The organism is Thiomicrorhabdus arctica DSM 13458, from assembly GCF_000381085.1.
Taxonomy (GTDB): domain Bacteria; phylum Pseudomonadota; class Gammaproteobacteria; order Thiomicrospirales; family Thiomicrospiraceae; genus Thiomicrorhabdus; species Thiomicrorhabdus arctica.
Window position 1 is genome coordinate 20,419 of record NZ_KB905902.1, and the last position, 25,526, is coordinate 45,944.

Genomic DNA, 25,526 nt, shown 5'->3' on the forward strand with positions numbered 1-25,526 from the left:
AAGTCTGATTCCAAGTCTGATTCCAAGTCTGATTCAAACTTACACTCAAACTCTGAATCGACCAAAACGGCAAAGGATTCAGCTGAAACGATAGATAGCACTGAAAATTCAAATGATTCCGTCAAAACCATAAAAGATTCATCAAATGAAACCACCTTAGAAGACCCTAGCGCAGTTATTAACCTAACCGATGAAACAACAGAAATCATCAAGGGGAAAAACCTTTATAGTTCATATGGCTACTGGTTAAATAGCACGACTGGAGAAATCTCAGACGTGTGGGTAAGTGGTTCTCCGACCACCCTACCAACGGTTCTTGACCTCGCTATTGCTAACCCTACCGCTACCGCTAAATACGCAGGATCTGTTGTCGCTTTTGATGAAAATAAAATAGGCGGGACTGGTAATGTTAAAATCAATGTCGACTTTGATGGCGGCGCTCATGCAGTGGATGGCACCTTAAACTACAGCGTTGACGACACAAAATGGAAGACAAATTTCAACGGTTCTGTTAACAATACAGGCATGAGAATTAATAACTTTACTCCTAAATCAGGCTCTGATGTGAGTGGGATTAACGGTCAATTGAATGGTAAATTCTACGGACTAAAGGCTGAAGACGTGGCCGGTACTTTCAACTTGTCGGGTACGGTAGACAAAACTGGGTTAAGCACTACCTCCACGGGAGCATATAGTGCAACGGGCGATGGAATTGAACCTTAAACCTCACTTTAAAGATATTGTATGAAAACAAAGCACCTTATTAATCTGATCATAGGTTTAATCGGTGCTTTTTTTATGTCTGCTTTATTCCTATTTCCCCCTCCTCAGATGCAATCACTTGATAGTTCATTGCGAGACATATTCTTCCAAATTCGTGGTGAAATCCCAACCTCTGATCAAGTTGTCATTATTGATATCGATGAAAAAAGTCTGGCTCAGCTCGGACAATGGCCTTGGGAACGCAATCTGATTGCCCAACTGTTAGAAAAACTAGCCAAAAATGGCGCTGGAATGATTGGTATGGATATGGTGTTTGCGGAAGCGGACAAAACCTCTCCGGCTTACATTAATCAAAAACACCAATTTTCCTTAGACAACCCTATCGATTATGATGCCATCTTGGCTGAAACGGTTGCGAATACCCCAACTATTTTGGGTTATGTGTTCAAAATGACAGACGCAACGCCTCAGACAGCAGTACCTTCTATTCCTGCAATCGTGATTGAACAAGGCGCCTCCAAAAACACTTATTTATTAACGCCTAAAGGTGTATTACCCAATATCCCAATCATCCAAAGCCGAGCCTATAGCAGTGGCTTTTTCAATAATGTCCCTGATCCGTCTGGCATGGTCAGAAGTGTACCGTTGGTAATGAAATATCAAGGGGTCGTTTATCCTTCATTAGCCCTGGAGATGTTACGTATTGGGCTAGATAGCCCTGCCATTAAAATTCGTTCTTCTGAAACAGGTGTCGATTCCATTCAATTGGCTGATGTGCACATTCCAACCGATCGCTATGGGGGACTCTTTGTCAACTATCGAGGGCCAGGGCACAGCTTCCCTTATATCAGTGCAGTCGATATTCTTAACGGTAATTTTGACCCTGAGCGCATCAAGCAAAAGTGGGTGTTAATTGGAACTTCAGCGACCGGTCTGCTCGATTTACGGGCTATGCCTTTTGATAATGTTTACCCTGGGGTTGAAGTACATGCCAATGTAATAGATAACATTCTACAAGGTGACTTTCTCTCCCAACCTGCATGGATAGATGGTATGGACTTGGCCTTGATACTAGCAGTCTTTTTAATCAGTTATCTTATCTTTAATCAGCTGTCCGTATTTTGGTTAGTGTTGGCAGCCATCATCAGCTTCAGTTTGCTTTACATTTTCTTGGATTATATGTTGTTCAACGAAGGGCTCATCCTAAATATTCTATTGCCATTTATAGCCCTTTTACTGGCTATGTTATTAGCGACTTTATCGAGCTATTTCTTTGAAACACGTCAAAAAAACCTCGTAAAAAGTAAACTTGCCAGCAAAGTAAGCCCTTCTGTTATGAGTGAAATTCTAAAAAATGAATCACTGGATATCATGCAGGGACAAACCCGTGAAATAACTGTATTTTTCTCAGACTTAAGAGACTTTACTCGCTTATCCGAAAGCATGCCTGACCCACAAACCCTTATTGCTTTTTTGAATGAATACACCACAGAAATGACCGATATTATTGTGAAACGCCAAGCGACGGTTGATAAATTCATTGGTGATGCAATTATGGCCTACTGGAATGCACCCATAAGCCTACAGAACCATGCTGATCTCGCAGTGACGGCCAGCTTGGAGCAGTTACATGCTCTACCTGGACTGAATCGACGTATTAAACAAAATCCAAAATTCGAGGCCCTCACTCGATTCTGTGAAAGTCGACAGATTGAACCTATTCAAATTGGCATTGGCTTAAACACAGGGGAGGCTGTCGTTGGGGAGATGGGCAGTACTGGACGTAGTGATTATACCGTGATTGGTGACACCGTTAATTTGGGTTCACGTATAGAATCGCTGTGTAAATATTATGGTTCAACCCTGAACATTTCGGATCAGACCAAGCAACAGTTACAGAAAAATTATATTTTTCGATTTTTAGACACGGTGACCGTCCAGGGCAAAATACAACCCGTCGATATCTGGCAGGTGCATGATTTTGGCCAGGCAACCGGGCGTTTCAAGATGGAATTAGACAGCTATCACAAAGCCATCGAACGCTATCAAAATGCAGACTTTCACGAAGCGCTTAAACTTTTCACAGAGCTTGCCTTATGGCCCGATCTGAGTAATACCAAAATTTATAGTATTTACATTGAACGGTGCAGCGATTATATTGAACGCCAGCCTGAAAATTTTAATGCGATACACGAACATACCGCAAAATAATTCCCTGCAATGTTAGAAAAACCGTAAGAAGGCAGAAGCATGATCAAGATACTTGGCGCATCCGGCAGCTTAGACAGGCACCAAGAGTGTATCTCGTTTCTTGTGGCTGATAACATCGTTATTGATGCTGGTAATATCATGCGCCCTCTCGGCGAGAAAAGTAATGCTATAGAGCATGTGTTTTTGACCCACGCCCATTTCGATCATATTCTAGATCTGCCTTTTCTAATTGAAACACATTTTGAAAAACGGACTAAACCGCTTAAAATTTATGGTTTAAAACAGACCATTAAAATCATAGAGCAGTCGCTGTTTAATGGCACCATTTGGCCAAAATTTCAGGAAATAATCCATCCAACACTGCATAAACCGCTCCTCAGTTTTGTAGAACTTACATTTGAGCAAACGCTGCACATCGATGGTTTATCCATTACGCCTATTGAAGCCAACCACACAGTCGAAGCTTGTGGTTTTTTACTCAAAGAAAATGCCATAGGCTGCCTCATTTCTGGAGACACCTACCTCAATCCTAAATTAGCAGAACGCATCAACCAAGACTCAAGTATTAAAAGCTTACTGATTGACGTCTCTTTTCCCTCGTCTCAAGGCGAACTCGCAAAACAAACGAAACACTTAACGCCCAGATTGTTGACCGAACTTGTCTCGGACTTCAATCGTAGCATTACACTCTATCCTTACCACTTAAAGCCCGCTTATAAAGAAGACACTCTGGCAGAGTTACGACAGCTTTCACTGCCAGGACAACAATTGGATCAAGCCTTATCAAGTGGTGATACTTTGGATGTGTTCGCTTCCAAAATAAAGCGCTCTCATATTGAGTTTTATCCCCAGAACATTAGTGAAGAAAACCTTCAATCCCTGTTAAATATTGCATATGCTCTATCAGCGGAAACCAATCTTGATAGGTTGCTCGAGATGATTCTGAAACAAGCGATTAACTTCTCTCATGCTGATGCGGGTACGTTATACAGGGTCTCTGAAGATCAAAAAGAATTGACCTTCACTGTCATCCAAAACCAATCTTTGAACCTTAAAATGGGGGGTACGGCTGAACCCATCAGTTGGAATAACTTACCGCTTTATCAAGAAGATGGTTCTCCCAATGAATGTATGGTCGCCGCATTATGCGCCTTGAATAAAAAGCCCATTTTGATTGAAGATGTCTATGCCGATAAAGATTTCAATTTTGAAGGCACTAAAACTTTTGATGCGGCTACAGGCTATCGTTCAACTTCAATGTTAGTGATCCCTCTACTCGGTCAACATCAAACGCTCATTGGGGTCTTACAGCTGATTAACAAACAAGATAGCTCGGGGCACATTATCCCTTTTGGAGCTCGAGACCTAAAATACACTCAGGCTTTGGCTTCACAAGCGGCTATTTCCTTAACTAAAACGCTGCTTATAGCCGACTTGGAAAAGCTGTTTGAAGCGGTCATTAGCACGATCACAAAAGCTTTCGATGAAAAATGTTCATATACCGGTGGGCATGTACGACAAGTCTCTGAACTCACACAACTCATTGCTCAGGGAATTCACAAAGATGTGACGACTTATTCAGAAATTAACTATACGCCTGAACATTTTCATACCATGAAACTCGCCGCTTTACTGCATGATGTAGGCAAGATCGCAACACCTGAATTCATTATGCAAAAGTCATCCAAGCTTGAAACCGTTCAGGATCGCATCAACAATATTGAGCAGCGTATTGAAATTTTAAAGCGAGACAACAAAATAGAGTTTTTAGAGGCTCAGCTGCAAGCCAGCTCTGCATCCCATTTAACGGATCATGAAAAACGTTATCAACAGACAGAGCAAGATTTGAATGCCATTCTACCGTTCTTAAAAGTCGTCAACTTAGGGAACCACTATTTAAGCGATCCCGAGATTGCTAAAATTAACGACTTCGCTACTCTAACTTTTGAAGTCAATGATAAATCACAGTCTTTACTGTCTGAAGATGAGGTTTTAAACCTCTCGATTCGCACAGGCACATTGAATCAAATGGAGCGTGAAAAAATCAATGATCACGCCCGTGTCTCATTGGAAATCTTGCAAACGTTACCTTTCCCTAAGAAATATGAACGTGTTGTAGAGATTGCCGTGAATCACCATGAAAAACTGGATGGAAGTGGTTATCCACGCGGTTTAACCGATGAACACATTTCATTGGAGGCCAGAATTCTAATTCTGGCTGATCTGTATGAAGCACTGTCTTCTAAAGATCGTCCTTATAAAGATCCTAATCCGTTGTCTGCAATCGTCAAAACTTTATGCTCTATGGCAAATCAAGGTCTGATCGATAAGAAACTTTTACGCTTCTTCTTTGAAAGTGGTCTTTACAAAGCCTTTAATAAAAATCTACAACCTAGCCAAATTGATGAATTTCAACTGTACATTGAGTAACTAAGTGTGAATGTGACTCACCCCCCGTAAAGGGACATGAATGTTAGAAGCAACCTTTTGAACCACCCACTTTCTCAACTTTTCTACCGCGATTCAAAAATGACCAGGCCTGGTCTCTTTTTAAAGCATGATGAACATCAAGCGATCTCTACTGATTCACCTCTTTAGGTCTCTTTACCATTCCCACCTTGGACTTATTTCGTTAAACTCTCTTTTATTGAGTCCATTTTAACGGTGGCTTCGATTACTTCTTCACGCCCCCTGACTGATTGCATAGGAACTCCATCAATGCCCCTTACTGAAAAAACTTCAATTAATACTGTTTATAAACTGACAGAATACAGTCATGGTGCGGGATGCGGTTGTAAAATCTCTCCCAAGCTACTCGACAGTATTCTCAAGACTCAGTTAGAAATTGCTCCCCACCCGCAATTGTTAGTGGGTAATAGCACTAAAGATGATGCGGCCGCTTTTGATTTAGGCAATGGGTCCTCTATTTTGAGCACAACCGATTTTTTCATGCCGATAGTTGATGACCCTTTTACCTTTGGCCAAATTGCAGCCACCAATGCCATCAGTGATATTTACGCAATGGGCGGTAAGCCATTAATGGCCATCGCTATCTTTGGTTGGCCCATTGATATTCTGCCGGTAGAGGTCGGTCAGCAAGTCATTGAGGGTGGTCGGTCAGTATGTGAGGCGGCAGGCATTCCGCTAGCAGGCGGGCACTCTATTGACGCCCCTGAACCGATTTTTGGCTTGGCCGTCACCGGCATCGTCGATAATGTTCATTTAAAACGCAATGCCTCTGCCGAAGCAGGCTGTGAACTGTTTTTAACCAAACCTGTGGGCATCGGTATTTTAACAACGGCACAAAAGCAGAAGAAGATACATCCAGACCATATGGCCATCGCGATTGAAGCCATGACGACCTTAAACCGTGCAGGGACAGATTTCGCTAAAATCGAGGGTGTTACCGCGCTAACCGATATTACTGGATTTGGCATACTAGGTCACCTAATCGAAATCTGCGAAGGCAGTGGTATCCACGCCCAAATCAATTTTGATGCGGTGCCGATTTTACCGCATGTATTAGAGTACTTAGCTTTGGGTTGTACTCCAGGAGGTACTGGCCGTAACTTTGAAAGCTACGGTCATAAAGTGAAAGGCCAAAATGGCGAACTCTCTGAAACCCAGAAGATGATTCTCTGTGACCCACAAACTTCAGGTGGCTTGCTGGCGGCTGTACGCCCTGATTCAGTCGCTGAGTTTAAGGCGGTCGCTGCACAACACGGTCTTACTTTAGAATCCATTGGCCATACGACAATCGCCAAGCCGACAAATACTTGCGTTGAGGTCATTTAATGTCCTCACCTAAAATGGCATCCACTAGCGTAATGACCCCTGATGACTTATCAAAGGACCTACCCGTTCAATTAACGCAATATTCGGATGATCTACCGCAAATGGATGACTTTAAATCCATTATATTAAATAAAACACCGTTATTAGATGTCAGAGCGCCGCTTGAGTTTGATCAGGGCGCATTCGAGACCGCTTTTAATATTCCGTTGATGAACGATCAGGAACGCCACAATATCGGTCTCTGTTATAAACAAAAGGGTCATGATGCCGCAGTTGAGTTGGGGCATATACTGGTGAATGAAAATGCCCGTGCACCTCGCATAAAAGCTTGGGCCGCTTTTATCGATAGTCATCCAGGTGCTTTACTCTACTGCTTTAGAGGTGGACAACGCTCTAAAATTTCCCAACAGTGGTTGGCAGACAGTGGTTACCAGATCACCCGTTTAAAAGGCGGTTACAAAGCATTTAGACGCTTTTTAATCGACTATCTCGACAAAATACCGCACCTATTCCTTGAAAAAAACATTCAACCGATTGTGCTCGCCGGACGCACAGGTGCAGGTAAAACCATTGTACTGCAGCAACTCGATAACGCCATTGACCTAGAAGGCCTCGCAAACCACCGCGGTTCGGCTTTTGGGCGCCATGCAAGCCCACAACCGACACAAATCAACTTCGAAAATCAGCTTTCCATGGCATTAATGCGCTTTATTGAAACCCCTCATAGAAGCCTTATTGTTGAAGATGAAGGTCGAAATATTGGTTCAGTTTCTATGAATCTAGAGATCTTTACCGCTCTAAAGTCGGGGGCTAGAATCGTAGTCGAAACCCCACTTGCAGAACGCATTGAAATTACCCAACAAGAGTACGTTTTACAAGCCCAAGCCGAATATTCAAACCTAACGGAGTGGGTAGAGTTTATGCAGGGTGCCTTTGGGCGTATCCATAAACGTCTAGGCGGAGAAAGACACCAACGTGTATTAAAAGCCTTTGAGGATGCCTTACAAAGGCAACAAGAAACAGGTATAACAGATGGCCATCGTGGCTGGATAGAAATTTTGTTAAGCGAATATTATGATCCAATGTATGACTATCAAATGACCAAAAATGATTACCCGATTATTTTTCAAGGCAGTATTGATGAGGTTGTTAGCTTCTTAAAAACCTATCAGCCACAATAGAGAGCTCATCACCTAAGCCCATAACCCTTTAGGGATATTCTATGAAGCAACTCCGTCATGAGACACTCCAATTTGAGCACCGGCCAGAAGCTATTGCCAAACGATTGCAAATCCCTCCTCAATCACAAAACATCTCTGATGCGGTATTGGGCGGCATTGCTTAAAAAGCGTTCTATACGATGCATTTAACTGCAGATAAGCACTTAACAGAACATTTTACAAGCTGACCGGAGCATCCCGAACAAAACAACCAGGCCTGGTTATTTTGTTTTGATGCACCCTTGCCTAAGACTTCTGCAAAGCAGAAACCCTTATTAAAGGATCTTGTCGATAGAAAAGCGTTAATTGTTGATAGACCTTAGGGAAAAGTCTGTTTAGAACGTTAGGGGACTCAAAAAAATATTCAGTTGAAACGGCAAAAAATTCGGCTGGATTGGTGGCTGCATAAGGATTAAAAGCGGTAAATTTACCGTGTTGAAGTTGTCGATTTAAGGTGTCAAACGCCGTTTCAAATGCCTCATACCAGGCCTGGTGACTCATATTGGAATGCAAGGGAGGGTGGCCATTGGTATCGCCATCTAACATATCCAGTTTATGTGCCATCTCATGCAGTAGGACTTGATTTGCATGCTTACGTAAAGGATGCGGTTGATCATCTTCCCAATCGATAATAATCCCCCCTTGATAGTGCGTCTCACCCGATTCAAAACCAGCCAAACTCTGTATCTGACCTAGTGCATTAAACACCGTATCTCGTCCATTGTGAAAAGGCGCGGGATAAACCAGAATTTGATTCCAGTTATGAATCCAACTCAAGTTAGGCTCTGTTTCTGGCTCCGCTAAACCGAACAGCATGAGTGCGACTTGAGCGGCAATCATAACCCGCATCTCATCGGTTAGTTCAAAGTCTTTCACCGGAATAATTCTCTTATCCCATAATACTTGACTAGCAAGCAAACGTAACTGCATTTTTTCACGCCCGCTATAACGCGATAGCAATGGCATTTGGGCACAGCTTCGATGCCAAAGCTTTAAGGGAATCTTATCTTTGCGTAGTCTGCGCTGGACGATGAAACGCCGTATTCTAGTGGTAACCCTCATCTATCCTCACTTGTACTAAAACGATTAAACACTATAAGCCTTTTTGCAGATATTTTAAATCCACTAAGACTTGTTGCACATGCTTTTCAGGATCCACATCTCTATAAATTTTAGCGATTTTACCGCTGGGATCAATGATAAAAGTATGGCGCTTGGTAAACTTTACAATCCCTAAGTTCAGTAAAGTCCCATAGCGTCTGGAGACAGTGGCTTTTTTGTCTGCCAAGAGTGAAAAAGGCAGCTTAAATTTTGTCGCGAAGTCTTGATGACTTTCAAGGCTATCAATCGATACACCCAGTATCACAGCATGCTGGTTAATCAGATGGTTAATGTTATCTCTGAAACTACAAGCTTCCTTAGTGCAACCCGGGGTATCGTCTTTAGGATAAAAGTACAGCACCACCCATTGGCCCTTATATTGGCTTAAGCTAATGGCGTTAGAGTGTTGATCAGTTAATGTAAACTCTGGCGCGACGTCACCAATATGCAGTGGTTCAGCAAAGACTTGCGGTGAGAAGCTGACGGATACAAATAGTGTAAAAGCCTTAATCAAGACGGACAGTTTCATGAGACTTTTAACCTTTTTTCATTTTAAAATGAGAAAACACATCATAGCATGCTCTTGAAACCTTTGAGTGTCCTAAACCCTAACATTAAACAGCCTATTTAAGGCCATATCCACTGTATAAATAATCAACCATTCCCATATCAAACTATAAAAACGAAAGCTTTAGCCTTGTCCTGATGTATCCAAAAAAGCTGGCTATTTAAGCAGGCCTTCTACCAAAAAATATATTAAACTGCTCAAGTCATAGCTGATGAATAACCCTCAACTTTACTCGATGAAAGGCTATCTGTATGCAATACCCTGTTACTGAACCTGTTAACCACATAAACCAAACGTTAAAAAGAGTTCAACATTTCAGTATTATTACCGCGGGTTTGATTGCGACAACGATCTTATTGGGCTGGCTAATATCCAGCATAGGGTTGTTACTGCCTGACGGGTGGTCATTCATGAAAGCCAATACGGCATTGGTCATTTTGTTCAGTATTGGCAGTCTGCTCTTGGCACAATCAGAAAGCTCGCTTAAAAAATGGGTTAGCAAACTATTCGCCCTTGGTGTCATACTTCTCTCAGCCATTGCGCTTCTGGGACACATGACGGGGACGATTTTTGAGGTAGACACCTTATTAGCGTCTGATATGCATTCAGATATGCCTGGACGAATGTCAATCCAGACGGCAATTTTTTACTTTATATTAGGCATCAGCTTAATACTACTAGACACATCCCACAAACGAATACATCAACTCATAGATATCTTATGCCTTCTCCTGCTGGCAATTGTTTTAGTGATCCTAGCAGGTTACAGCTTTCAAGCTTCAAACTTATTCAGTCAATCTACCCAGACCTTAACCTCACCACAAACCTTAATCAGCTCAGCCCTCTTAGTATTTTCTGTCATGATCACTCGAATGCAGTATGGGTTTTTTGCCATTTTCATTGGTGACGGCATTGGCAGCAAGCTGGCAAGAGCCGCCATACCTTTTGTCATCTTGATTCCGTTTGCGACGATTAGTCTGAGTGCCTATGCAAGCCGTACGGGGTGGATAGATCCCGCTTTCGCCAGCGCATTAAGCACAACAGCGATTGTGATTATTTTGTTATTATTTGTGGTTTTTATGGCGAAAACAATTAACTTAGCCATGGATAAATTAGCAGATGCCCAACAACAAAATAGCTTGTTACTCAATTCCGCGGGTGAAGGTATATTAGGCATGGACGCGCAAGGCAGTGCGACCTTTATCAATACGGCCGCCTGTGAAATGTTAGGGTATAAGGAGGAAGAACTGATTGGGAAACAACTCCACCCGCTTATTCATCACACTCGCGCAGATGGCACGATTTATCCTTCTGAAGAGTGTCAGATGGCTTTGGCGTTTAAGAGCAGTCAAATCCAACGGGTTGCAGATGAAGTCTTATGGCGAAAAGATGGCACAAGTTTCCCCGTACAATACACTAGCACCCCCTTGAAGAAAAATGCACAAGACATCGGTTACGTAGTGATCTTCGATGATGTTACTGAACGCCGTAAATTAGATCATTTAAAAGATGAGTTTGTCTCAGTTGTTAGTCATGAATTACGCACACCCTTAACGTCTATTAAAGGTGCGTTACTTATGGTGCTTTCCGGTAAAATTTGCGCCATTCCAGAAAAAGCTCTGGACATGCTGACCATCGCAGCCAATAACAGCGAACGTTTAGAGCTATTGATTAATGACTTGTTGGATATCAATAAACTGCAGCTGTCCGCCTCAACATTTAAACCCATCCTCCTAAATGAATTAGTCAGTCAAGCGATAAACTCTAACCAGGGTTATGCAGACAAATATGGTGTGGCATGTATTTGGCAACCGACAGCAGAGGACAGCGTAATGGTCATGGGGGATGAACTCAGGCTGATACAGGCATTATTAAACCTACTCTCTAATGCTATCAAATATTCACCGCACGATAAACCTGTCATCATTTCAACCGAAAGTGACGAGACAACCATTCAGATTTTAGTCGCAGATAGTGGGCCAGGTATTCCGCTAAATTATCAAGAAAAAGTCTTTGAGAAATTCTCTCAAGCCGACTCTTCAGATACGCGTCAGAAAGGGGGGACGGGACTAGGGCTTGCCATCACCAAAGAAATCATTGAAAAACATTCTGGCCAAATTAACTTTATCACGAAACCAGAGCAAGGCACGACTTTTTGTATTGCTCTGCCAATAAAACCATTAAGCCCGTGAAATATTGGCTTGATAGAGGTGTTGAAAACAAAGTGAGCAGGCCTCTGGTAACTATTCCTTCAAAAGACGATCTTCACAAATTTTAATCATCTCATCGGCATGCGCTAAAAACAATGCAACCACAATGGGATCAAACTGCGTCCCGCTGCGCTCTTCGATATATTCTAAGGCCTTTTTTGTTGGCCAAGCTTCTTTATATTCACGTTTATGCGTTAAGGCATCAAACACATCTGAAACTGCGACAATCCGTGCATAAATATGTATATCCTCGCCAACTAATCCTTGAGGATACCCTTTACCATTCCAAAACTCATGATGCTGACTCGCAATCACATCAGCCGCTTTCATCAATCGACGATTAGAGGTCATAAAAAAGTTATGCGCTTGGGTCGTGTGCGTTTTAATGATTTCGAACTCTTCATCGGTCAAAGCACCCTTTTTTTGAAGTATCTCAACAGGCACACACACCTTGCCAATGTCATGCATGGGTGCAACGTGCCTAATAATCTCCTCATCCTCCAAATGTAAGCTGGGATGATAGCGTGCTAATAACCGAGAGTATTGACCTACTCGACGGATATGATTCCCTGTTTCATCAGAATTGCGCGCAACCCATTCCGTCAGAATAAGAATCATCTCTTTCTGACCCTCTTCAATTTCAGAGACCAATCGACGTTCTTTAAGCTCTAATTTACTGTGTAATGCCTCATTTGCAAACTGTAAACTTTTTTTAGTGTTATGAAGTTCAATGTGAGTTTTGACACGAGCCAGAAGTTCGGCTGAATTAAAAGGTTTAATGATGTAGTCCACCGCCCCCAAGCCAAACCCATGAGTAATCGCATCAATATCCGTTCGAGCGGTTAGAAAAACAACAGGAATATCTTGAATACGGGGGGTCTCTTTGAGGATTCGACACACTTCGAAGCCGTCAATACCCGGCATCATCAAATCCAATAGAATTAAATCAAAGCTCTGGTCCTCTAATAACTCTAACGCCTGCTCACCACTGTTCGCTTTACTAAAACAATAACCATCCTCACTTAAAACAAGCTCGATATACTCAATATTTTCAGGTGCGTCATCGACGATTAATATTTTATTTTCGTAGTTCACATTGATATTCCTAGCCATTAAAGGATGGTGCTTGCTTATTAGCCTACAAATCGTATTTGCTTGCTCTCAAAATAAACTCGTTGCAAGAAACCGAGAACTTACGCACTTAATACGAGTTAATTCTAAACGGTTCGCCCTCAAATCACAAGAACGTAATAGACAATTAACTCATTGAAATATTTCATGTTTGATGGAAACTTAACGTCTTGACCTGATTGGATAATACCTACAATTTATGAGGCACTTTACACACCAAATTTGAATCGTATAAGCACGTTTAAGAGGTTAATAACGGCGCATCATAATTTTGAGGTTGATCACTATAAACACAGACATTCCACTCTGCAGCTAACCCTGTTTCAGCTAAACAGTAGGTCTCAAAAAAATCGATAATCTCTTTGCGCTGACAATGGGCTTCAAATGCAGCCATATCTTTCCAAATCTCGTTAAAAACAATCGATAGACTTTTTCCTTCAGCAAATCGATTTTGGATCTGACGCGTTACCCGGTACTGTATGCAGCCATCTTCACGTAAAGTGTTCGATTCTAGGCTTTGTAAAACCTTGAACAGTTTGGCTTCTTTGCCTAGTTTCGGTTGAAATTGTGCTAAGCAATAGACTTTTGAGGACATAATATTTCCATAATTTTTCCATAAGAGATGCGTTAAAAAACGTTTAAACCGCATGTGTTTTAAATTAAATTTAAGTTTATGCCAGGCCTGACATTCAATCAAGCTTTGCCTAGGCACGGCAACCGATTTAATCATGACTGGTATTTATCGTTCTGTAAGGTAGTACAAGCACTGCGTCAATTTTTCTACCCCTGCTTTTAATCCTATTTCGATCGCTTTTCTTAGTAAATCGCTGACAAGCTACTATAATTGACGTTTTTCAAGATAAAACCGCTGTCTCATCATGCCAAAATACCGATTGTTACGTTTACTAGAATCCGTTTTTAAAATCTTACCCGGCTATCTTAAGTATTTTATATTGGTTATTTTGATGGGCGGACTCTGGTTTACTTACGAATCCCTAATTGCTCGTCCAGCAATGAGTTATATGGGACTTCCTAAGGTAGAATCTGGCATTGCTGCAAATGGTTGGTCACATGTTTTGCGAAACGAAGGTTATCTGCTTGAGTACTCAGAAACGTTGGCAAACCCGTTGTGGGTGTCCTATAAGGTCACTGCACGACAGTTTAAAATGGGTAAACGCCCGAATCGATTTAAAGCCGATTGGCGTAGTATTGCAGGCATTCATCATAGCGATTACACACGCTCTGGTTATGATCGCGGCCATATGGCGCCTAACTATGTGATTGCCAGCCGCTATGGTAAATCTGCGCAGCAAGAAACCTTTTTAATGACCAATATTACCCCACAAAAATCTAACCTTAATCAGAAGTCTTGGCAGCGTTTGGAAGAGATTATTGGCAATGATTTTTCAAAATGGTATGGTGATTTCTGGGTGGTGACAGGGCCTATCTTTTCCGACACCCCTCAAACCATGAAAAACACCCAGGTTGCGATTCCTAAGGCTTTTTACAAAATATTGGTCAAAGCTTCCACCCCTGAACAACCACCGATTGCATTGGCTTTTATCTTTCCACAAAATGCTAAAGCGAATGCTGACTTAATGACCTTTGTCACATCCATTGATGAGATTGAAGTTCAAACTGGAATCGATTTTTTTTCTAAATTAGAAGATGATGTTGAAGATGTTCTGGAAGCGAGCCAAACACCAGAGGCCTGGCGGCTACAGAACGTCTCAAAGCGACCTTCCCGTTATTAATTGAGGGCAACAACCTAAGTGATTATTATGGAATATAAATATGGCTTGTGAATGTGATATTGAAATTACGGATGCCTCTCAAAAAGGCTTATTAATGACCTTACTCATGATTAACGCTCTATTATTTGTCATTGAATTTACAGTAGGCTGGTACGCCCAATCAACTGGATTAACCGCAGATGCCTTGGATATGTTGGCCGATGCCATTGTCTATGCCATTGGTTTTTATGCGATTGGAAAAGCCATGCAAACTAAGGCTAAAGCAGCTTTAGTCAGTGGCTATTTTCAAATGATGTTGGCCGTATTAATTGGCTTAGATATACTCAGACGTGCTTTGTATGGCAGTGAACCCATTTCTGAATTAATGATATTGATGGGATTGATCGCACTGATTGCTAATACCTACTGCTTAAAATTAATCTATTCTCATCGCAATGGCGAAGTCCATATGCGCGCAAGTTGGATTTTTTCGGCGAATGACGTCTTAGCGAATCTGGGCGTTATTTTGAGTGGTTTATTGGTATGGTGGCTGGGTTCTAGATTGCCCGATTTAATCATCGGTTCACTTATTACTGGCTTGGTTTTGTGGGGTGCCATCCGCATATTAAAGGATGCTAGAAATGAACTAAAGCTGTTGAAAATAAGCTCACCAATCTGTACGGATAATGCCACGGTTTGCAATGAGACAAAGGTTTAAAAGATGCGTAAAAAACCACTGATTGAAAACTCAGTAAGTCGCCCAATTGAACCGACACACACTTCTCGAAGATTTTTTCTCAAAGCCGGCTTATCTACATTGGCTGGACTTTCCCTCGTGGGTTGTACTGCCACCCAAATTCGTCGAAGTATAAATACCAGCCATCAACTCTTTAAAGGCAATGTATCTCAAGCGCTTGCGTCACAAGTTCCAGGTTTGGGTATTCCCGAAGTGGATGGTTTAGTCAGGAATCAAATTGCCAGCTTATTGGATGAACTGGTGCAGACTTGGGGTGAAAAACGCATTGCCAGCCCTAAAGAGTATGTAAAGTACACTGATCACTACCAAAGTCGAGCTTTAATAGACTTTACAACCGGGCGGATTCAAGTTGAAACGCTCATTAATAAAAACCCAAAATCTGCACTCAAAAAAGCCATTGTGAGCACCTTATTAACGCCCAATGACCCCTCTCAGGTGGATTTACTCAGCGCAAAACCGATTCAAGCAGGGCAAACACCTTTTTTAGTGGACTTAGTGCGCGATCACCAGAACCAAGCCATACGCTATGCATGGCGTGCTAAGCGTTTTGCAGACTACTTAATTAAAAAGGGTTATAAAACCCGTAGAGCAGTCCTACATGGTCAGAGCAAAGTAAGACATTATGTTACTTTTGATATGCGTAAAGATTACCAAGGTCAGCAACAGCATCGCTACCAAATGGATGTCCTTCGACAAGCTAAACGGTTTGCAGTGGAACCCGCTCTCGTTTATGGCATTATCGAGACGGAAAGTGCCTTTAACCCGTTTGCAATCAGTTCTGCTCCCGCGTATGGACTCATGCAAATTGTACCGACTACGGCCGGCAGAGACGCGTATCAACTGATACATAATCGACCCGGCACACCCAGTAAACAAACCCTTTTTACCCCTTCGCACAATATTGAGTATGGCGTAGCCTATTTGTCTATTTTATCCAACCGTTATCTCAGTGGAATCCACCATTTTAAGTCTCGGGAATATTGCGTGATTGCGGCCTATAACACAGGGGCGGGAAATGTTTTAAAAGCCTTTTCTGTCAATAAAGAGCATGCAATTCGAAAAATTAATTCGATGCATCCTCAATACGTTTATCAGTATCTGACTCAACACTTAGCGTATGCGGAAGCACGTCGATACGTGGTTAAGGTGACTGAAAATAAGCGTAAATACCAAGGGGTTTAAAAGGATAGGCTGATTTCAGGTCTCAGGGTGCTTTAAAAAAGAACCTGACCCAGGCCTGGTCAAATTCAAATCTTAAGCCGTGAAATACGGGTAAATAATTTACGCTTCATGACTTCAGTCTCGCCAAGGTAAACACACTCTACGTGGATATTAAGTCACTCGCAGATGCCGTAACAGCCTCTCAATATCGCCTTTAGGTTTTGGCTTACTGAACAAGAAACCTTGCACTTTATGACAGCCCTCTTTCTGCAAGAATTGTGATTGCTCTATCAACTCAACCCCTTCCGCTAAGAGATCGATATTCAAACTCTTGCTCATCGCAATAATGGCTTTTGCAATGGCTGCATTTTCGTCATTTTCAAGCAATGTTGTCATAAAAGATTGGTCTATTTTTAATTTATCAATGGGCAGTTTTTTAAGTTTAGAAAGTGATGAGTAGCCTGTGCCAAAATCATCGATGGATACTGTAATACCCATATTTTTGAGCTGATTAAGCACCTTAACGGCATAGTCTTCATTGTCCATCACTGAGCTTTCAGTAATCTCTAACTCTAACCATTTAGGAGAGCACTGCGTCCGTTGCAATGCGCTCTTAACGGTTTCCAAAAAGTCTTTATCAATAAACTGCCTTGGAGAAACATTAATGGCCATTCTCTGAGAGGTTAAGTCTTTTCTGTGCCACTCGGAAATGGTGGCTGTAGCCATCTCTAACACTAATTTTCCAATGGGGATAATCAATCCAGTCTCTTCAGCGATCGGTATAAAATCATTAGGTTGAATATCACCCAATTTAGCATGCTTCCAACGAATCAGCGCTTCAAATCCTGTGACTTCATTCGTCATAATATCGTACTGCGGTTGATATGCCATCGTAAAGTCTTGATTGCGAGTTGCTTGACGTAGATTACTCTCCATTATTGATCTTTCGACCGCTTCTTCCGTCATCGCTTTAGTATAAAATTGATAGCTGTTCTTACCAAGATCCTTAGCACGGTACATCGCTGTGTCTGCATTTTTTAGCAATTCATGCTTGTCCATTCCATCATTTGGATAAACGCTAATACCGACACTGGCGGTCAGATAAAATTGATGATCTTTAACGGTAATGGGGTCGGCTAACGCTTTAATTAAACTACTCGCAACCGTAATCAAGTCCGTTTCTGAAACAAAACCGTCCATAATCACGGTAAACTCATCTCCGCCTAATCTGGACACCGTATCGGTCTCACGAACACTGTGCTCTAAACGCTTCGCGCACTCAATCAAAACCGCATCGCCCGCTTTATGGCCAAAGGTATCATTCACCATCTTAAACCGATCCAAGTCAATAAACAGCAACGCTACTTCCGTTTTTTGGCGTGCAGCACGCTGAATACTTTGGTCTAAACGATCCAAAAATAAGGTACGGTTTGGCAGATTGGTCAAAGAATCATGATAGGCCAAAAAATCAAGTTCCGTTTTTTGAAGCTCTAACTGCTGCTTGGCTTCAACATAGGGTGTTATATCATGTCCCAATTCAATGACATGCTCAACCACGCCACTCAAATTTTTCAGAGGCATCGCAATTAATTCAAAATAGTGTGAAACACCTTGTTCATCAATATTGCGCTGAACCATAATCTCCTTCTTACCAGAAGCTAAACAATCTGACAAAAGATGGTACTGAATATCACTAATGAGGTTAGAGGTAGATTGACTCCTGAATGCGGTTAGTGGATTAGCGACTGTCCATTGTTTGTCTAAAAATGAGACTTTCTGAGTTTTAGCTGCGGTATTCATTAAAGCAACGTTATGGCTTTTATCAAAGACCATAACGGTATCACTTAGACCATCAATGATCGTTTGTAAAAAATCTTTTTGTTGCTGTACGGCTTTAATTTGTTGAGAGGTTTCAATCTCGAGCGGGTCCTCATAGGAAGTCATCCTTTTGGACTCTCGTTTATAAATCCAACCAATGTACAATAAAATCAGTAATAAATACAAAGCGACCAAATAAGTTAGAATTAAATGGGAAGAGAGTCCTTCGTTATGGCTCTCCTCTAAAGCTTTAAACAAAAGCAGTTTGCCCATCGACTCTCCAGACGATTCTGGTAAGACAGACAACGTAACAAACTCCTGGGTTTCCTTGTCAATAGCATACCCCTGCGTGTTCAGTACTTTGATTAAATTTTTGGCTTGAATGACGTTTGGATAATTAGACATAGTGCTTAAATTAATCAGATTATTCTTGCCTGCAAAAGAAGCTCTAAAATCACTTGTTGAATCTTTTTGCAGTGCATCACTGACGAGCAAAATGGGAGAGATGCCACGTGCTCTAAGGTTGTCTACAATTGATTTAAAGTCTGTAATCACTTCTAATACTCCAATCAACTCACCTTCAGAATAGACAGGAACGAGCGTATTAAGGCTTAAACCAAATTCATCAGCATGAATAGATTGCATCATTTTTGGTTCTGCAAACAGTGCCTGCAAGTCTGTGCGATTAACGAACATTGAATCCATCGAGTCCGTGGTCCAACTACGATAAAAAGATTTTCCTGATTTATCGGTGACCTGAATTCTAATGTTTTTTAAATCCGCCTTATTGGACAAAGATTGCAACAAAGACTTAAATGAAAGTTGATTAGTCGTTTTATCTAAAAGTGAGGCTAGTAACACATGATTCTGTGCGAGTGATATGGCGATCAAAGCGGCTTTTTCTTGTTTAAGATCAATCAATGATTGCACACTAAGTTGCGTTTCAAGTGCACGTTTCGAATACGTTTGCGAGAGGTGATTTTCAGAATCGCGATCGAGGTACAGCTTGGTCGTCAGAAGAACGACCATAAAGAGTAGCAGAGAGAACAACAGGCGTTGTATGTAATGGTTTCTGCTGAGCACGTAATTTCCTGAGTAATATTAAAACAAAACAGGTGCCATTATATACTTATTGATTACGTAATTTTATTAATTAATTAAAATACTCAGTATTACCTATAAATGATTATAAAACATGCTCAATGGCTGTCACTTGATTTCGACCATTATGCTTAGCTTTATATAACCCTTTATCTACGCTTTCCAGCATCATAGCCACCTCCTGAGTCACGCGACTTGAAATAACGCCAGCACTAAACGTCACATGAAAATCCTTTTCTGCAGCATGATGAACCACTTCGCCAAAATTTTCCAAAATGGCCCTTATGACTGACACCGCATCTTCAAGAGACGTATCAGGTAAGACGACCATAAATTCTTCACCACCATATCGCCCTACCTTGTCGGTTTTTCTCAAGTGCTGTACTAAGAAATGCGATAGGCCTCTTAGCACCTGATCGCCGATAGTGTGGCCATAGGTATCATTGACCTTTTTGAAAAAATCTACATCCAGCATGACCACACTAAATTCATTGCCCGTGCGCTCTGAACGATTCATTTCCGTCTCAACTGCATCCTTAATATAAGTGTGATTAAACAGCCCTGTTAAACCATCCCGAATCATCAATGAGCTTAGACTGCGTGCTCGCTGTGCCCTGGATTGAATAAATTTTGGTAATTTATTGACATCAATCGGCTTACTTAAAAAATCATCCCCCCCTTTTAAAACGGCCTGAAATTGAACTTCTTCATCCATTTCTGATGACAAAAAGATAATTGGAATTCTTGACAAATTATTATGTTGACGTATCACCTGTGCCAACTCAATGCCACTACACCAAGGCATGTGAACATCCATCAAGATCAAGTCTGGTTTATGCCGGTTGATGACATCTAACGCCAATTTAGGGTCGGTAACAGTGGCAACATGCATACCATAGTCTTCCAATATAAAGGTAATCAAACTCACCAATGCGGGATCATCATCGATGACTACGACTTGATAAGGCTCGCTTTCAAAGCGATTCGTCATCTCTCGTATTTGGTTCAATAACGCAGAAATATTAATCGGTTTTGGAAAATAAGCTTGGCCTTTAGCGCGCACGGCTTGTAAGCGTGCTTCTATGTCCTGACGTGCCGAAATAAAAACAACAGGCAGATCATCAGAGACATTAGTCCGCTTTTCCAAAACGCTCTTTACTGCTTGTATACCCGCGAAATCACCTTCGGGAAAGGTAATATCCGCTAAAATAAGGTCTGGATGAAATGATTCAATTGATGTCGTTAAATCCTCTAACGTCTCAACTGAAGCTACCTCATAACCAAAGTGATGCAACTGTAGCGTTAGCAACTGATTCAACTCTTTATCGTCTTCTAAGATTAGAATATGATTCTTACTTTCCGTTATATCTAATTTGCTAACCAACTGTTGGCTTAAAGCACTTTCGGCTCCGCTTCTTGCGACTTCGACTAGGCTATAAATCATCTCTTGAATCTGTCGGCTACTCTCATCAAAATTGGCACCTTCATGGCCAATCAGACCCTTTAATAAAATCTCTAACGCACGTGAATCATGACTTAACTGTTGGTATCCAAACGTACCTGCTGACCCTGTTAACGTATGCACTAAACGGTGCAAAATGACTAAACTTTCACTTGCGTCAGCTCCGGTTTGTACATCATCCCAAATTTGCTGGATCTCGATAAGACGTGCAGGCAAGCCGACTTTGAAAGTCTCCTGCATGGCATTCAATTTTGCTTGAAACAGAGCCTTAGCATCATTTTTATCAGGCATGTTTGGCACAGTGTTAGAAGGATCATTTGGCATAGTTGGTCTCTCAATAGTCATTAGTTTTCGACGGTTTAACCAACCGCCCGCTCCCATAGGGTTTGAATGGTTTCGGAAAGGGTCATTGGGTCGAACGGTTTGGCAATGACATCAATAGCCCCCATTGCTTTATATCCTTCAACTTCCTGATTCTGTACCTTAGCGGTCATAAAAATAACTGGCACGTTCGCCAAAGCTGGAATTGCCCGCATTTCTTGCAAGGCCGTTGGCCCGTCCATAGAAGGCATCATGACGTCGAGTAAAATTAAATCGGGAGCGAAAGCTTCTGCGGCTTCCAGGGCTTCTTGTCCGTTATTACAAACTTTAAGGGTATAGCCTCCCATCATCTCCAACGCCATTTGAGCAATTGACTGAATATCGGGTTCATCTTCAGCGTATAAAATTTTTGTAAGGCTTGATGCTGACATAGTAGTATCCTTTCATTTTTAAGGTTTAATCTTGGCTCAAAACATTCCAGTCGAACCGTTTGAAAACTAACTACCAACCAGTTTTTTGATCGTAGCGATTAACTCGTCATTGGTCGTTTTTGACTTAACCAAAGCTTCTGCCACAATGCGGCTTTGTGAAATTTTAATATCGTCTGCTGAAAAAATCATTATTTGAGGTGCACAAGGTAATTTACGAATGTTTTCAATCAGATCTAAACCCGATCCATCTGGCAAGCCAATATCCAGTAAGACCAAATCATAGTCTTCACGGGTTAATGCTATTCGGGCAGCTTGTAAGGTAGCGGTCTGGGTAATTTCAAATGAGTCATCCAATAACATCTTCACCAAGTTACGAATATCTGCGTCGTCTTCAACGTGCAAGATTCGTTTAGTGGCTTGAGTATTGAATTTGACAATAACAGCTTCCACAGCCCTAATAAGATGCTCTTCGTCAATGGGTTTATTAATCCACTTCACCGAACCATTAAAACTGATTCCCTCGGGCGTATTTTTGGTGATATCCGCTTTAGCTGAGACAAATATAATCGGGACATTTTTAGTCACTGAGTTTTCACGTAATTCCTTATATAGAGTCACGCCATCTTTATCCGGTAACATGATGTCCAAAGTCATAGCGACATAATGATTCTTAAGCAGTAACTCTTTAGCTGCTTGAGCGGTCGTGGCGATATCTGAGTCAAAACCAGATTGTGCCAACATCAACCTCAATAAGGACCCAATGTCGGGCTCATCTTCGCAAATGAGTATGCGTTGCGCAGTATGTTTATTCATCGCGCTTAGTGCTTGTGGGGTCTGATTAGTGACCAGTTCAGGAATATCAAAATAAAAGGTGCTACCCACCCCTAACTCTGTTACAAATGAGATTCGTCCGTTATGCTTTTCAACCATCGCCTTACTGATGTTTAACCCTAAACCTGTCCCTCCTACTTGACGTGTATCAGAGGAATCGGCCTGAGTAAACTTATCAAATATTCTGCCTTCTAATGCTTTAGGAATTCCGGGACCATGATCTGTAACAGAGATGCGTATTTGCTGATGATGACGTGTCGCACTGATTTTTATCTTATCGCCTTTGGGTGCGAATTTAGCCGCGTTTGACATTAAATTATTCATGACCTGCATCAACCGATTTGAATCCGCCAATAGCTTAGAACTCTTTATATTACACTCTAAAATAAACTCAACGCCATGTTGCTCTGCGTACCCATGATTCGATTCGATGGCCTCTTTTAAAAATGGCAAAACTTCGATCTCTTCAAAATTAAAATCCATCTGGCCCGATTCAATTTTAGACAAATCTAAAATATCATTTATGAGCATTAAGAGACGTTCGGTATTATTATGAGCGATGCCCAGCAACTGCTTGGCTTTGTCACTAAATTCTCCCGCAAGTCCACCCGTTAGCAGGCCAATTGAACCTCGGATAGAGGTTAAGGGTGTCCTTAATTCATGACTGACGGTAGAAATAAACTCTTCTTTAAGTTTATCGGCTTGTTTTCGCTCAGTAATGTCTCGGACAATCCCGGTAAAGTGTTTTTTACCATTAATGATCATTTCATTGACGGCTAATTCAAGCGGAAAAATCGAGCCATCTTTGCGTTGACCTTCGACCTCTCTTCCGATGCCAATAACTCTTTTCTCACCCGTTTCATTATGATGTTTTAAATAACCATCATGTTCGTCTTTATAAGGATTAGGCATCAGCATTTTAATATTCTGGCCGACCATCTCCATTTTAGTGTAACCAAAAATATTAAGCGTTGCTGGATTGACGGTTTCAATGATGCCAACCTTATCAATGGTAATAATGCCATCCACCACCGTATTTAAAATTGCTTTATTGCGGCTTTCAACATCTTTACGACGGTTTTCTGCTTCAACGCGTTCGCTTATATCTCGCACCACGCCGGCAAACATTTTTACACCACCCATCACCATCTCATTGACAGCGAGATCAATTGGAAAAATAGTACCGTCTTGTCGTTGGCCCTGCACTTCACGACCAATCCCAATGACTTTCTTTTCACCGGTCTCACGATGGTGTTTTAAATAACCATCATGTTCTTCTTTATAAGGATTCGGCATTAACATCTTGACATTTTGACCCACCATCTCGGCTTCAGTGTAACCAAACATCCGAGTTACAGCAGGATTGACGGTTTCCATAAGACCAACCTGACTGATCGTAATGATGCCATCCGCCACTGTTTCTACAATGACTTTGGTACGATTTTCCATGTCTTTACGTTGGCGGTCAGCTTCAATGCGTTGGCTCACATCACGCACCACACAAGTAAATACTTTAACCCCATCAATCACCATATCTGTCACGATCAATTCTATTGGAAATATTGATCCATCTTTACGCTGCCCTTCTAACTCAAGAGTACCAGCCCCTGTGATTTTTTTCACTCCTGTATCTCGATAACTTTGTAAATAACCTGCATATTCAACACGGTATTTGTTCGAGATCAGTAAAATCGCCGATTGGTTAATCAGCGCCTCTTTAGAATATCCAAACATGCGTAAAACAGCAGGGTTAACCGTCTCTATAATGCCAAGTTCGCTTGTGGTAATAATACCATCCAAAATAGTCTCAACAATTGCACGCATGCGTGCTTCGTTATTTTTTATTGTTTGTATGGAATCATTCATAAATAGGGAGTTCTTAGTGAGTGGTAAGACTACAAAGTGAATATGTAAGTTTTATTCTATAACAAAATCGCCAAACATGAACTTTTAACATTCTCATGCTTAGTTAATATCTCATCTAGCTCTATGGAAGATTATTAAGATGATCAATCTACCTACCAGAAATTTAATCTTAAACGACTGGACCAAAACGGCTTAGGCCAATTTCAGATAATCACAAAATACTTAAAACAGTCTTTAATTTTAAACAGGCTTTTTTAAAGTCGAAATTCAAGCCGTTATCCCATAAAATAAACATTTATCTTAATGTACGTTTTATCAAGAGCACTGAATCCATGAATACCTTGAGCCATTTAACCCAGCAGCAAAAAGACACCCTTTATGCGCAAGCGCATGAAGCGGTGGGTGCATTCCAGTTTGATGAATCTGTAGTGGCCGTGTTCCCAGATATGATTCAACGTTCTGTTCCTGGATATCAAACAATCCTTACAGGGATTGGTGAGCTTACGAAAAAATATGCTCAAAACAGTACTAAACTGTATGATCTGGGCTGCTCTTTGGGGGCTGCAACCTTGACGATGCGGCGCAGCATTGAAAGTAAAAGCTGCGAAATCATTGCGATTGATAATTCGGAGGCCATGATTCAACGGGCCCAAGAGTACTTACATGCCTATCACTCTGAGATTCCAGTTCACTTACACTGTGCCGATATGACCAAGGTGCCTATCGAAAATGCTTCGGTCGTCGTGATTAACTTTACTCTGCAATTTATCGATCCAGAGCAACGTGAACAATTGCTAACGACAATTTACCAAGGCCTAAATCCAGGTGGAATTTTGATTCTTTCAGAAAAAATTCATTTTGAAGATAAAGCCTTGCAAGAGAGCATTGAGTATATGCATCTGCAATTTAAACGTGCCAATGGCTATTCGGAGTTGGAAATCAGTCAAAAACGAAGTTCTTTAGAGAATGTTTTAATCAGTGATACTGAACATACGCATTTAGAGCGTTTCAAAAAAGTAGGTTTCAAAACGTCAGGCATTTGGTTTCAAGCCTACAATTTTTCCTCTTTCATCGCCATTAAATAAG

19 protein-coding genes are annotated in these 25,526 nt (G+C 41.4%); 11 read left to right on the forward strand and 8 right to left on the reverse strand.

What is annotated here, in order from left to right; all coding sequences use genetic code 11:
* The 6 genes from F612_RS13265 to F612_RS13390 all read left to right on the forward strand — a co-directional run.
* Window positions 1-723, forward strand: a 723-nt coding sequence (locus tag F612_RS13265; RefSeq protein ID WP_026329740.1) for a transferrin-binding protein-like solute binding protein, incomplete at its 5' end; no start/stop codon positions are given.
* 21 nt (window positions 724-744) lie between these two features.
* Complete coding sequence (locus F612_RS0110655; protein WP_019557756.1) at window positions 745-2,934, forward strand: CHASE2 domain-containing protein; 2,190 nt, start codon at window positions 745-747, stop codon at window positions 2,932-2,934.
* 39 nt (window positions 2,935-2,973) lie between these two features.
* Window positions 2,974-5,364, forward strand: a complete 2,391-nt coding sequence (locus tag F612_RS0110660; RefSeq protein ID WP_019557757.1) for an HD domain-containing phosphohydrolase — start codon at window positions 2,974-2,976, stop codon at window positions 5,362-5,364.
* A 288-nt stretch (window positions 5,365-5,652) separates the two neighbouring features.
* On the forward strand, window positions 5,653-6,729 hold the full coding sequence (selD, locus tag F612_RS0110665) for a selenide, water dikinase SelD (protein WP_019557758.1): 1,077 nt from the start codon (window positions 5,653-5,655) through the stop codon (window positions 6,727-6,729).
* Window positions 6,729-7,910, forward strand: coding sequence for a tRNA 2-selenouridine(34) synthase MnmH (gene mnmH, locus F612_RS0110670; RefSeq protein ID WP_245539539.1), 1,182 nt, complete (start codon window positions 6,729-6,731; stop codon window positions 7,908-7,910). Before selD ends, mnmH begins: the two co-directional genes overlap by 1 nt.
* Before the next feature lie 41 nt (window positions 7,911-7,951).
* Window positions 7,952-8,074, forward strand: a complete 123-nt coding sequence (locus F612_RS13390; RefSeq protein WP_019557760.1) for a hypothetical protein — start codon at window positions 7,952-7,954, stop codon at window positions 8,072-8,074.
* A 121-nt stretch (window positions 8,075-8,195) separates the two neighbouring features.
* Here the strand turns inward: F612_RS13390 and F612_RS0110680 are convergent, their stop codons facing one another.
* A complete protein-coding gene (locus F612_RS0110680) occupies window positions 8,196-9,011 on the reverse strand; it encodes a M90 family metallopeptidase (protein WP_026329743.1) in 816 nt (271 codons plus the stop codon).
* A 31-nt stretch (window positions 9,012-9,042) separates the two neighbouring features.
* On the reverse strand, window positions 9,043-9,579 hold the full coding sequence (locus tag F612_RS0110685; RefSeq protein ID WP_019557762.1) for a peroxiredoxin: 537 nt from the start codon (window positions 9,577-9,579) through the stop codon (window positions 9,043-9,045).
* Window positions 9,580-9,869: 290 nt separating this feature from the next.
* Between F612_RS0110685 and F612_RS13060 the strand changes: the two genes are divergently transcribed.
* The gene (locus F612_RS13060; RefSeq protein ID WP_019557763.1) at window positions 9,870-11,810 is read left to right on the forward strand and encodes a sensor histidine kinase; all 1,941 of its coding nucleotides are present in this window, start codon (window positions 9,870-9,872) and stop codon (window positions 11,808-11,810) included.
* Window positions 11,811-11,861: 51 nt separating this feature from the next.
* Here F612_RS13060 and F612_RS0110695 read toward each other — a convergent pair whose 3' ends face one another.
* Both F612_RS0110695 and F612_RS0110700 read right to left on the reverse strand, forming a co-directional pair.
* A complete protein-coding gene (locus F612_RS0110695; protein WP_019557764.1) occupies window positions 11,862-12,923 on the reverse strand; it encodes a response regulator in 1,062 nt (353 codons plus the stop codon).
* A gap of 277 nt (window positions 12,924-13,200) precedes the next feature.
* Window positions 13,201-13,554: a putative quinol monooxygenase gene (locus F612_RS0110700; RefSeq protein ID WP_026329744.1), complete on the reverse strand. Its 354-nt coding sequence runs from the start codon at window positions 13,552-13,554 to the stop codon at window positions 13,201-13,203.
* A 283-nt stretch (window positions 13,555-13,837) separates the two neighbouring features.
* Here F612_RS0110700 and F612_RS0110705 point away from each other — a divergent pair, with 283 nt between their 5' ends.
* From F612_RS0110705 to F612_RS0110715, 3 genes are read left to right on the forward strand one after another with little or no spacing between them, the layout of a single operon-like run.
* Entirely contained in the window at window positions 13,838-14,713 is an 876-nt protein-coding gene (locus F612_RS0110705; protein WP_019557766.1) for a DNA/RNA non-specific endonuclease, read from the forward strand.
* 40 nt (window positions 14,714-14,753) lie between these two features.
* Window positions 14,754-15,410, forward strand: coding sequence for a cation transporter (locus F612_RS0110710; RefSeq protein ID WP_019557767.1), 657 nt, complete (start codon window positions 14,754-14,756; stop codon window positions 15,408-15,410).
* A 3-nt stretch (window positions 15,411-15,413) separates the two neighbouring features.
* On the forward strand, window positions 15,414-16,631 hold the full coding sequence (locus F612_RS0110715) for a murein transglycosylase domain-containing protein (protein ID WP_019557768.1): 1,218 nt from the start codon (window positions 15,414-15,416) through the stop codon (window positions 16,629-16,631).
* Between the two features lie 150 nt (window positions 16,632-16,781).
* Here the strand turns inward: F612_RS0110715 and F612_RS13065 are convergent, their stop codons facing one another.
* From F612_RS13065 to F612_RS12640, 4 genes are all read right to left on the reverse strand, one after another.
* On the reverse strand, window positions 16,782-19,511 hold the full coding sequence (locus F612_RS13065) for an EAL domain-containing protein (RefSeq protein WP_019557769.1): 2,730 nt from the start codon (window positions 19,509-19,511) through the stop codon (window positions 16,782-16,784).
* Between the two features lie 103 nt (window positions 19,512-19,614).
* The gene (locus tag F612_RS0110725; RefSeq protein ID WP_019557770.1) at window positions 19,615-21,315 is read right to left on the reverse strand and encodes a diguanylate cyclase; all 1,701 of its coding nucleotides are present in this window, start codon (window positions 21,313-21,315) and stop codon (window positions 19,615-19,617) included.
* A 35-nt stretch (window positions 21,316-21,350) separates the two neighbouring features.
* On the reverse strand, window positions 21,351-21,743 hold the full coding sequence (locus F612_RS0110730) for a response regulator (RefSeq protein WP_019557771.1): 393 nt from the start codon (window positions 21,741-21,743) through the stop codon (window positions 21,351-21,353).
* Window positions 21,744-21,809: 66 nt separating this feature from the next.
* Complete coding sequence (locus tag F612_RS12640; protein WP_019557772.1) at window positions 21,810-24,440, reverse strand: PAS domain S-box protein; 2,631 nt, start codon at window positions 24,438-24,440, stop codon at window positions 21,810-21,812.
* A 332-nt stretch (window positions 24,441-24,772) separates the two neighbouring features.
* Here F612_RS12640 and cmoA point away from each other — a divergent pair, with 332 nt between their 5' ends.
* Window positions 24,773-25,525 (forward strand): carboxy-S-adenosyl-L-methionine synthase CmoA, encoded by a 753-nt coding sequence (gene cmoA, locus F612_RS0110740; RefSeq protein WP_019557773.1) that lies wholly within the window; start codon window positions 24,773-24,775, stop codon window positions 25,523-25,525.
* Window position 25,526 lies beyond the last annotated feature (1 nt).

Bases quoted from the DNA above. Each gene is read 5' to 3' on its own strand.
- F612_RS0110655 (WP_019557756.1), top strand. From the start codon at position 745: ATGAAAACAAAGCACCTTATTAATCTGATCATAGGTTTAATCGGTGCT.
- F612_RS0110660 (WP_019557757.1), top strand. From the start codon at position 2,974: ATGATCAAGATACTTGGCGCATCCGGCAGCTTAGACAGGCACCAAGAG.
- selD (WP_019557758.1), top strand. From the start codon at position 5,653: ATGCCCCTTACTGAAAAAACTTCAATTAATACTGTTTATAAACTGACA.
- mnmH (WP_245539539.1), top strand. From the start codon at position 6,729: ATGTCCTCACCTAAAATGGCATCCACTAGCGTAATGACCCCTGATGAC.
- F612_RS13390 (WP_019557760.1), top strand. From the start codon at position 7,952: ATGAAGCAACTCCGTCATGAGACACTCCAATTTGAGCACCGGCCAGAA.
- F612_RS0110680 (WP_026329743.1), bottom strand. From the start codon at position 9,011: ATGAGGGTTACCACTAGAATACGGCGTTTCATCGTCCAGCGCAGACTA.
- F612_RS0110685 (WP_019557762.1), bottom strand. From the start codon at position 9,579: ATGAAACTGTCCGTCTTGATTAAGGCTTTTACACTATTTGTATCCGTC.
- F612_RS13060 (WP_019557763.1), top strand. From the start codon at position 9,870: ATGCAATACCCTGTTACTGAACCTGTTAACCACATAAACCAAACGTTA.
- F612_RS0110700 (WP_026329744.1), bottom strand. From the start codon at position 13,554: ATGTCCTCAAAAGTCTATTGCTTAGCACAATTTCAACCGAAACTAGGC.
- F612_RS0110705 (WP_019557766.1), top strand. From the start codon at position 13,838: ATGCCAAAATACCGATTGTTACGTTTACTAGAATCCGTTTTTAAAATC.
- F612_RS0110710 (WP_019557767.1), top strand. From the start codon at position 14,754: ATGGCTTGTGAATGTGATATTGAAATTACGGATGCCTCTCAAAAAGGC.
- F612_RS0110715 (WP_019557768.1), top strand. From the start codon at position 15,414: ATGCGTAAAAAACCACTGATTGAAAACTCAGTAAGTCGCCCAATTGAA.
- F612_RS0110725 (WP_019557770.1), bottom strand. From the start codon at position 21,315: ATGCCAAATGATCCTTCTAACACTGTGCCAAACATGCCTGATAAAAAT.
- F612_RS0110730 (WP_019557771.1), bottom strand. From the start codon at position 21,743: ATGTCAGCATCAAGCCTTACAAAAATTTTATACGCTGAAGATGAACCC.
- F612_RS12640 (WP_019557772.1), bottom strand. From the start codon at position 24,440: ATGAATGATTCCATACAAACAATAAAAAATAACGAAGCACGCATGCGT.
- cmoA (WP_019557773.1), top strand. From the start codon at position 24,773: ATGAATACCTTGAGCCATTTAACCCAGCAGCAAAAAGACACCCTTTAT.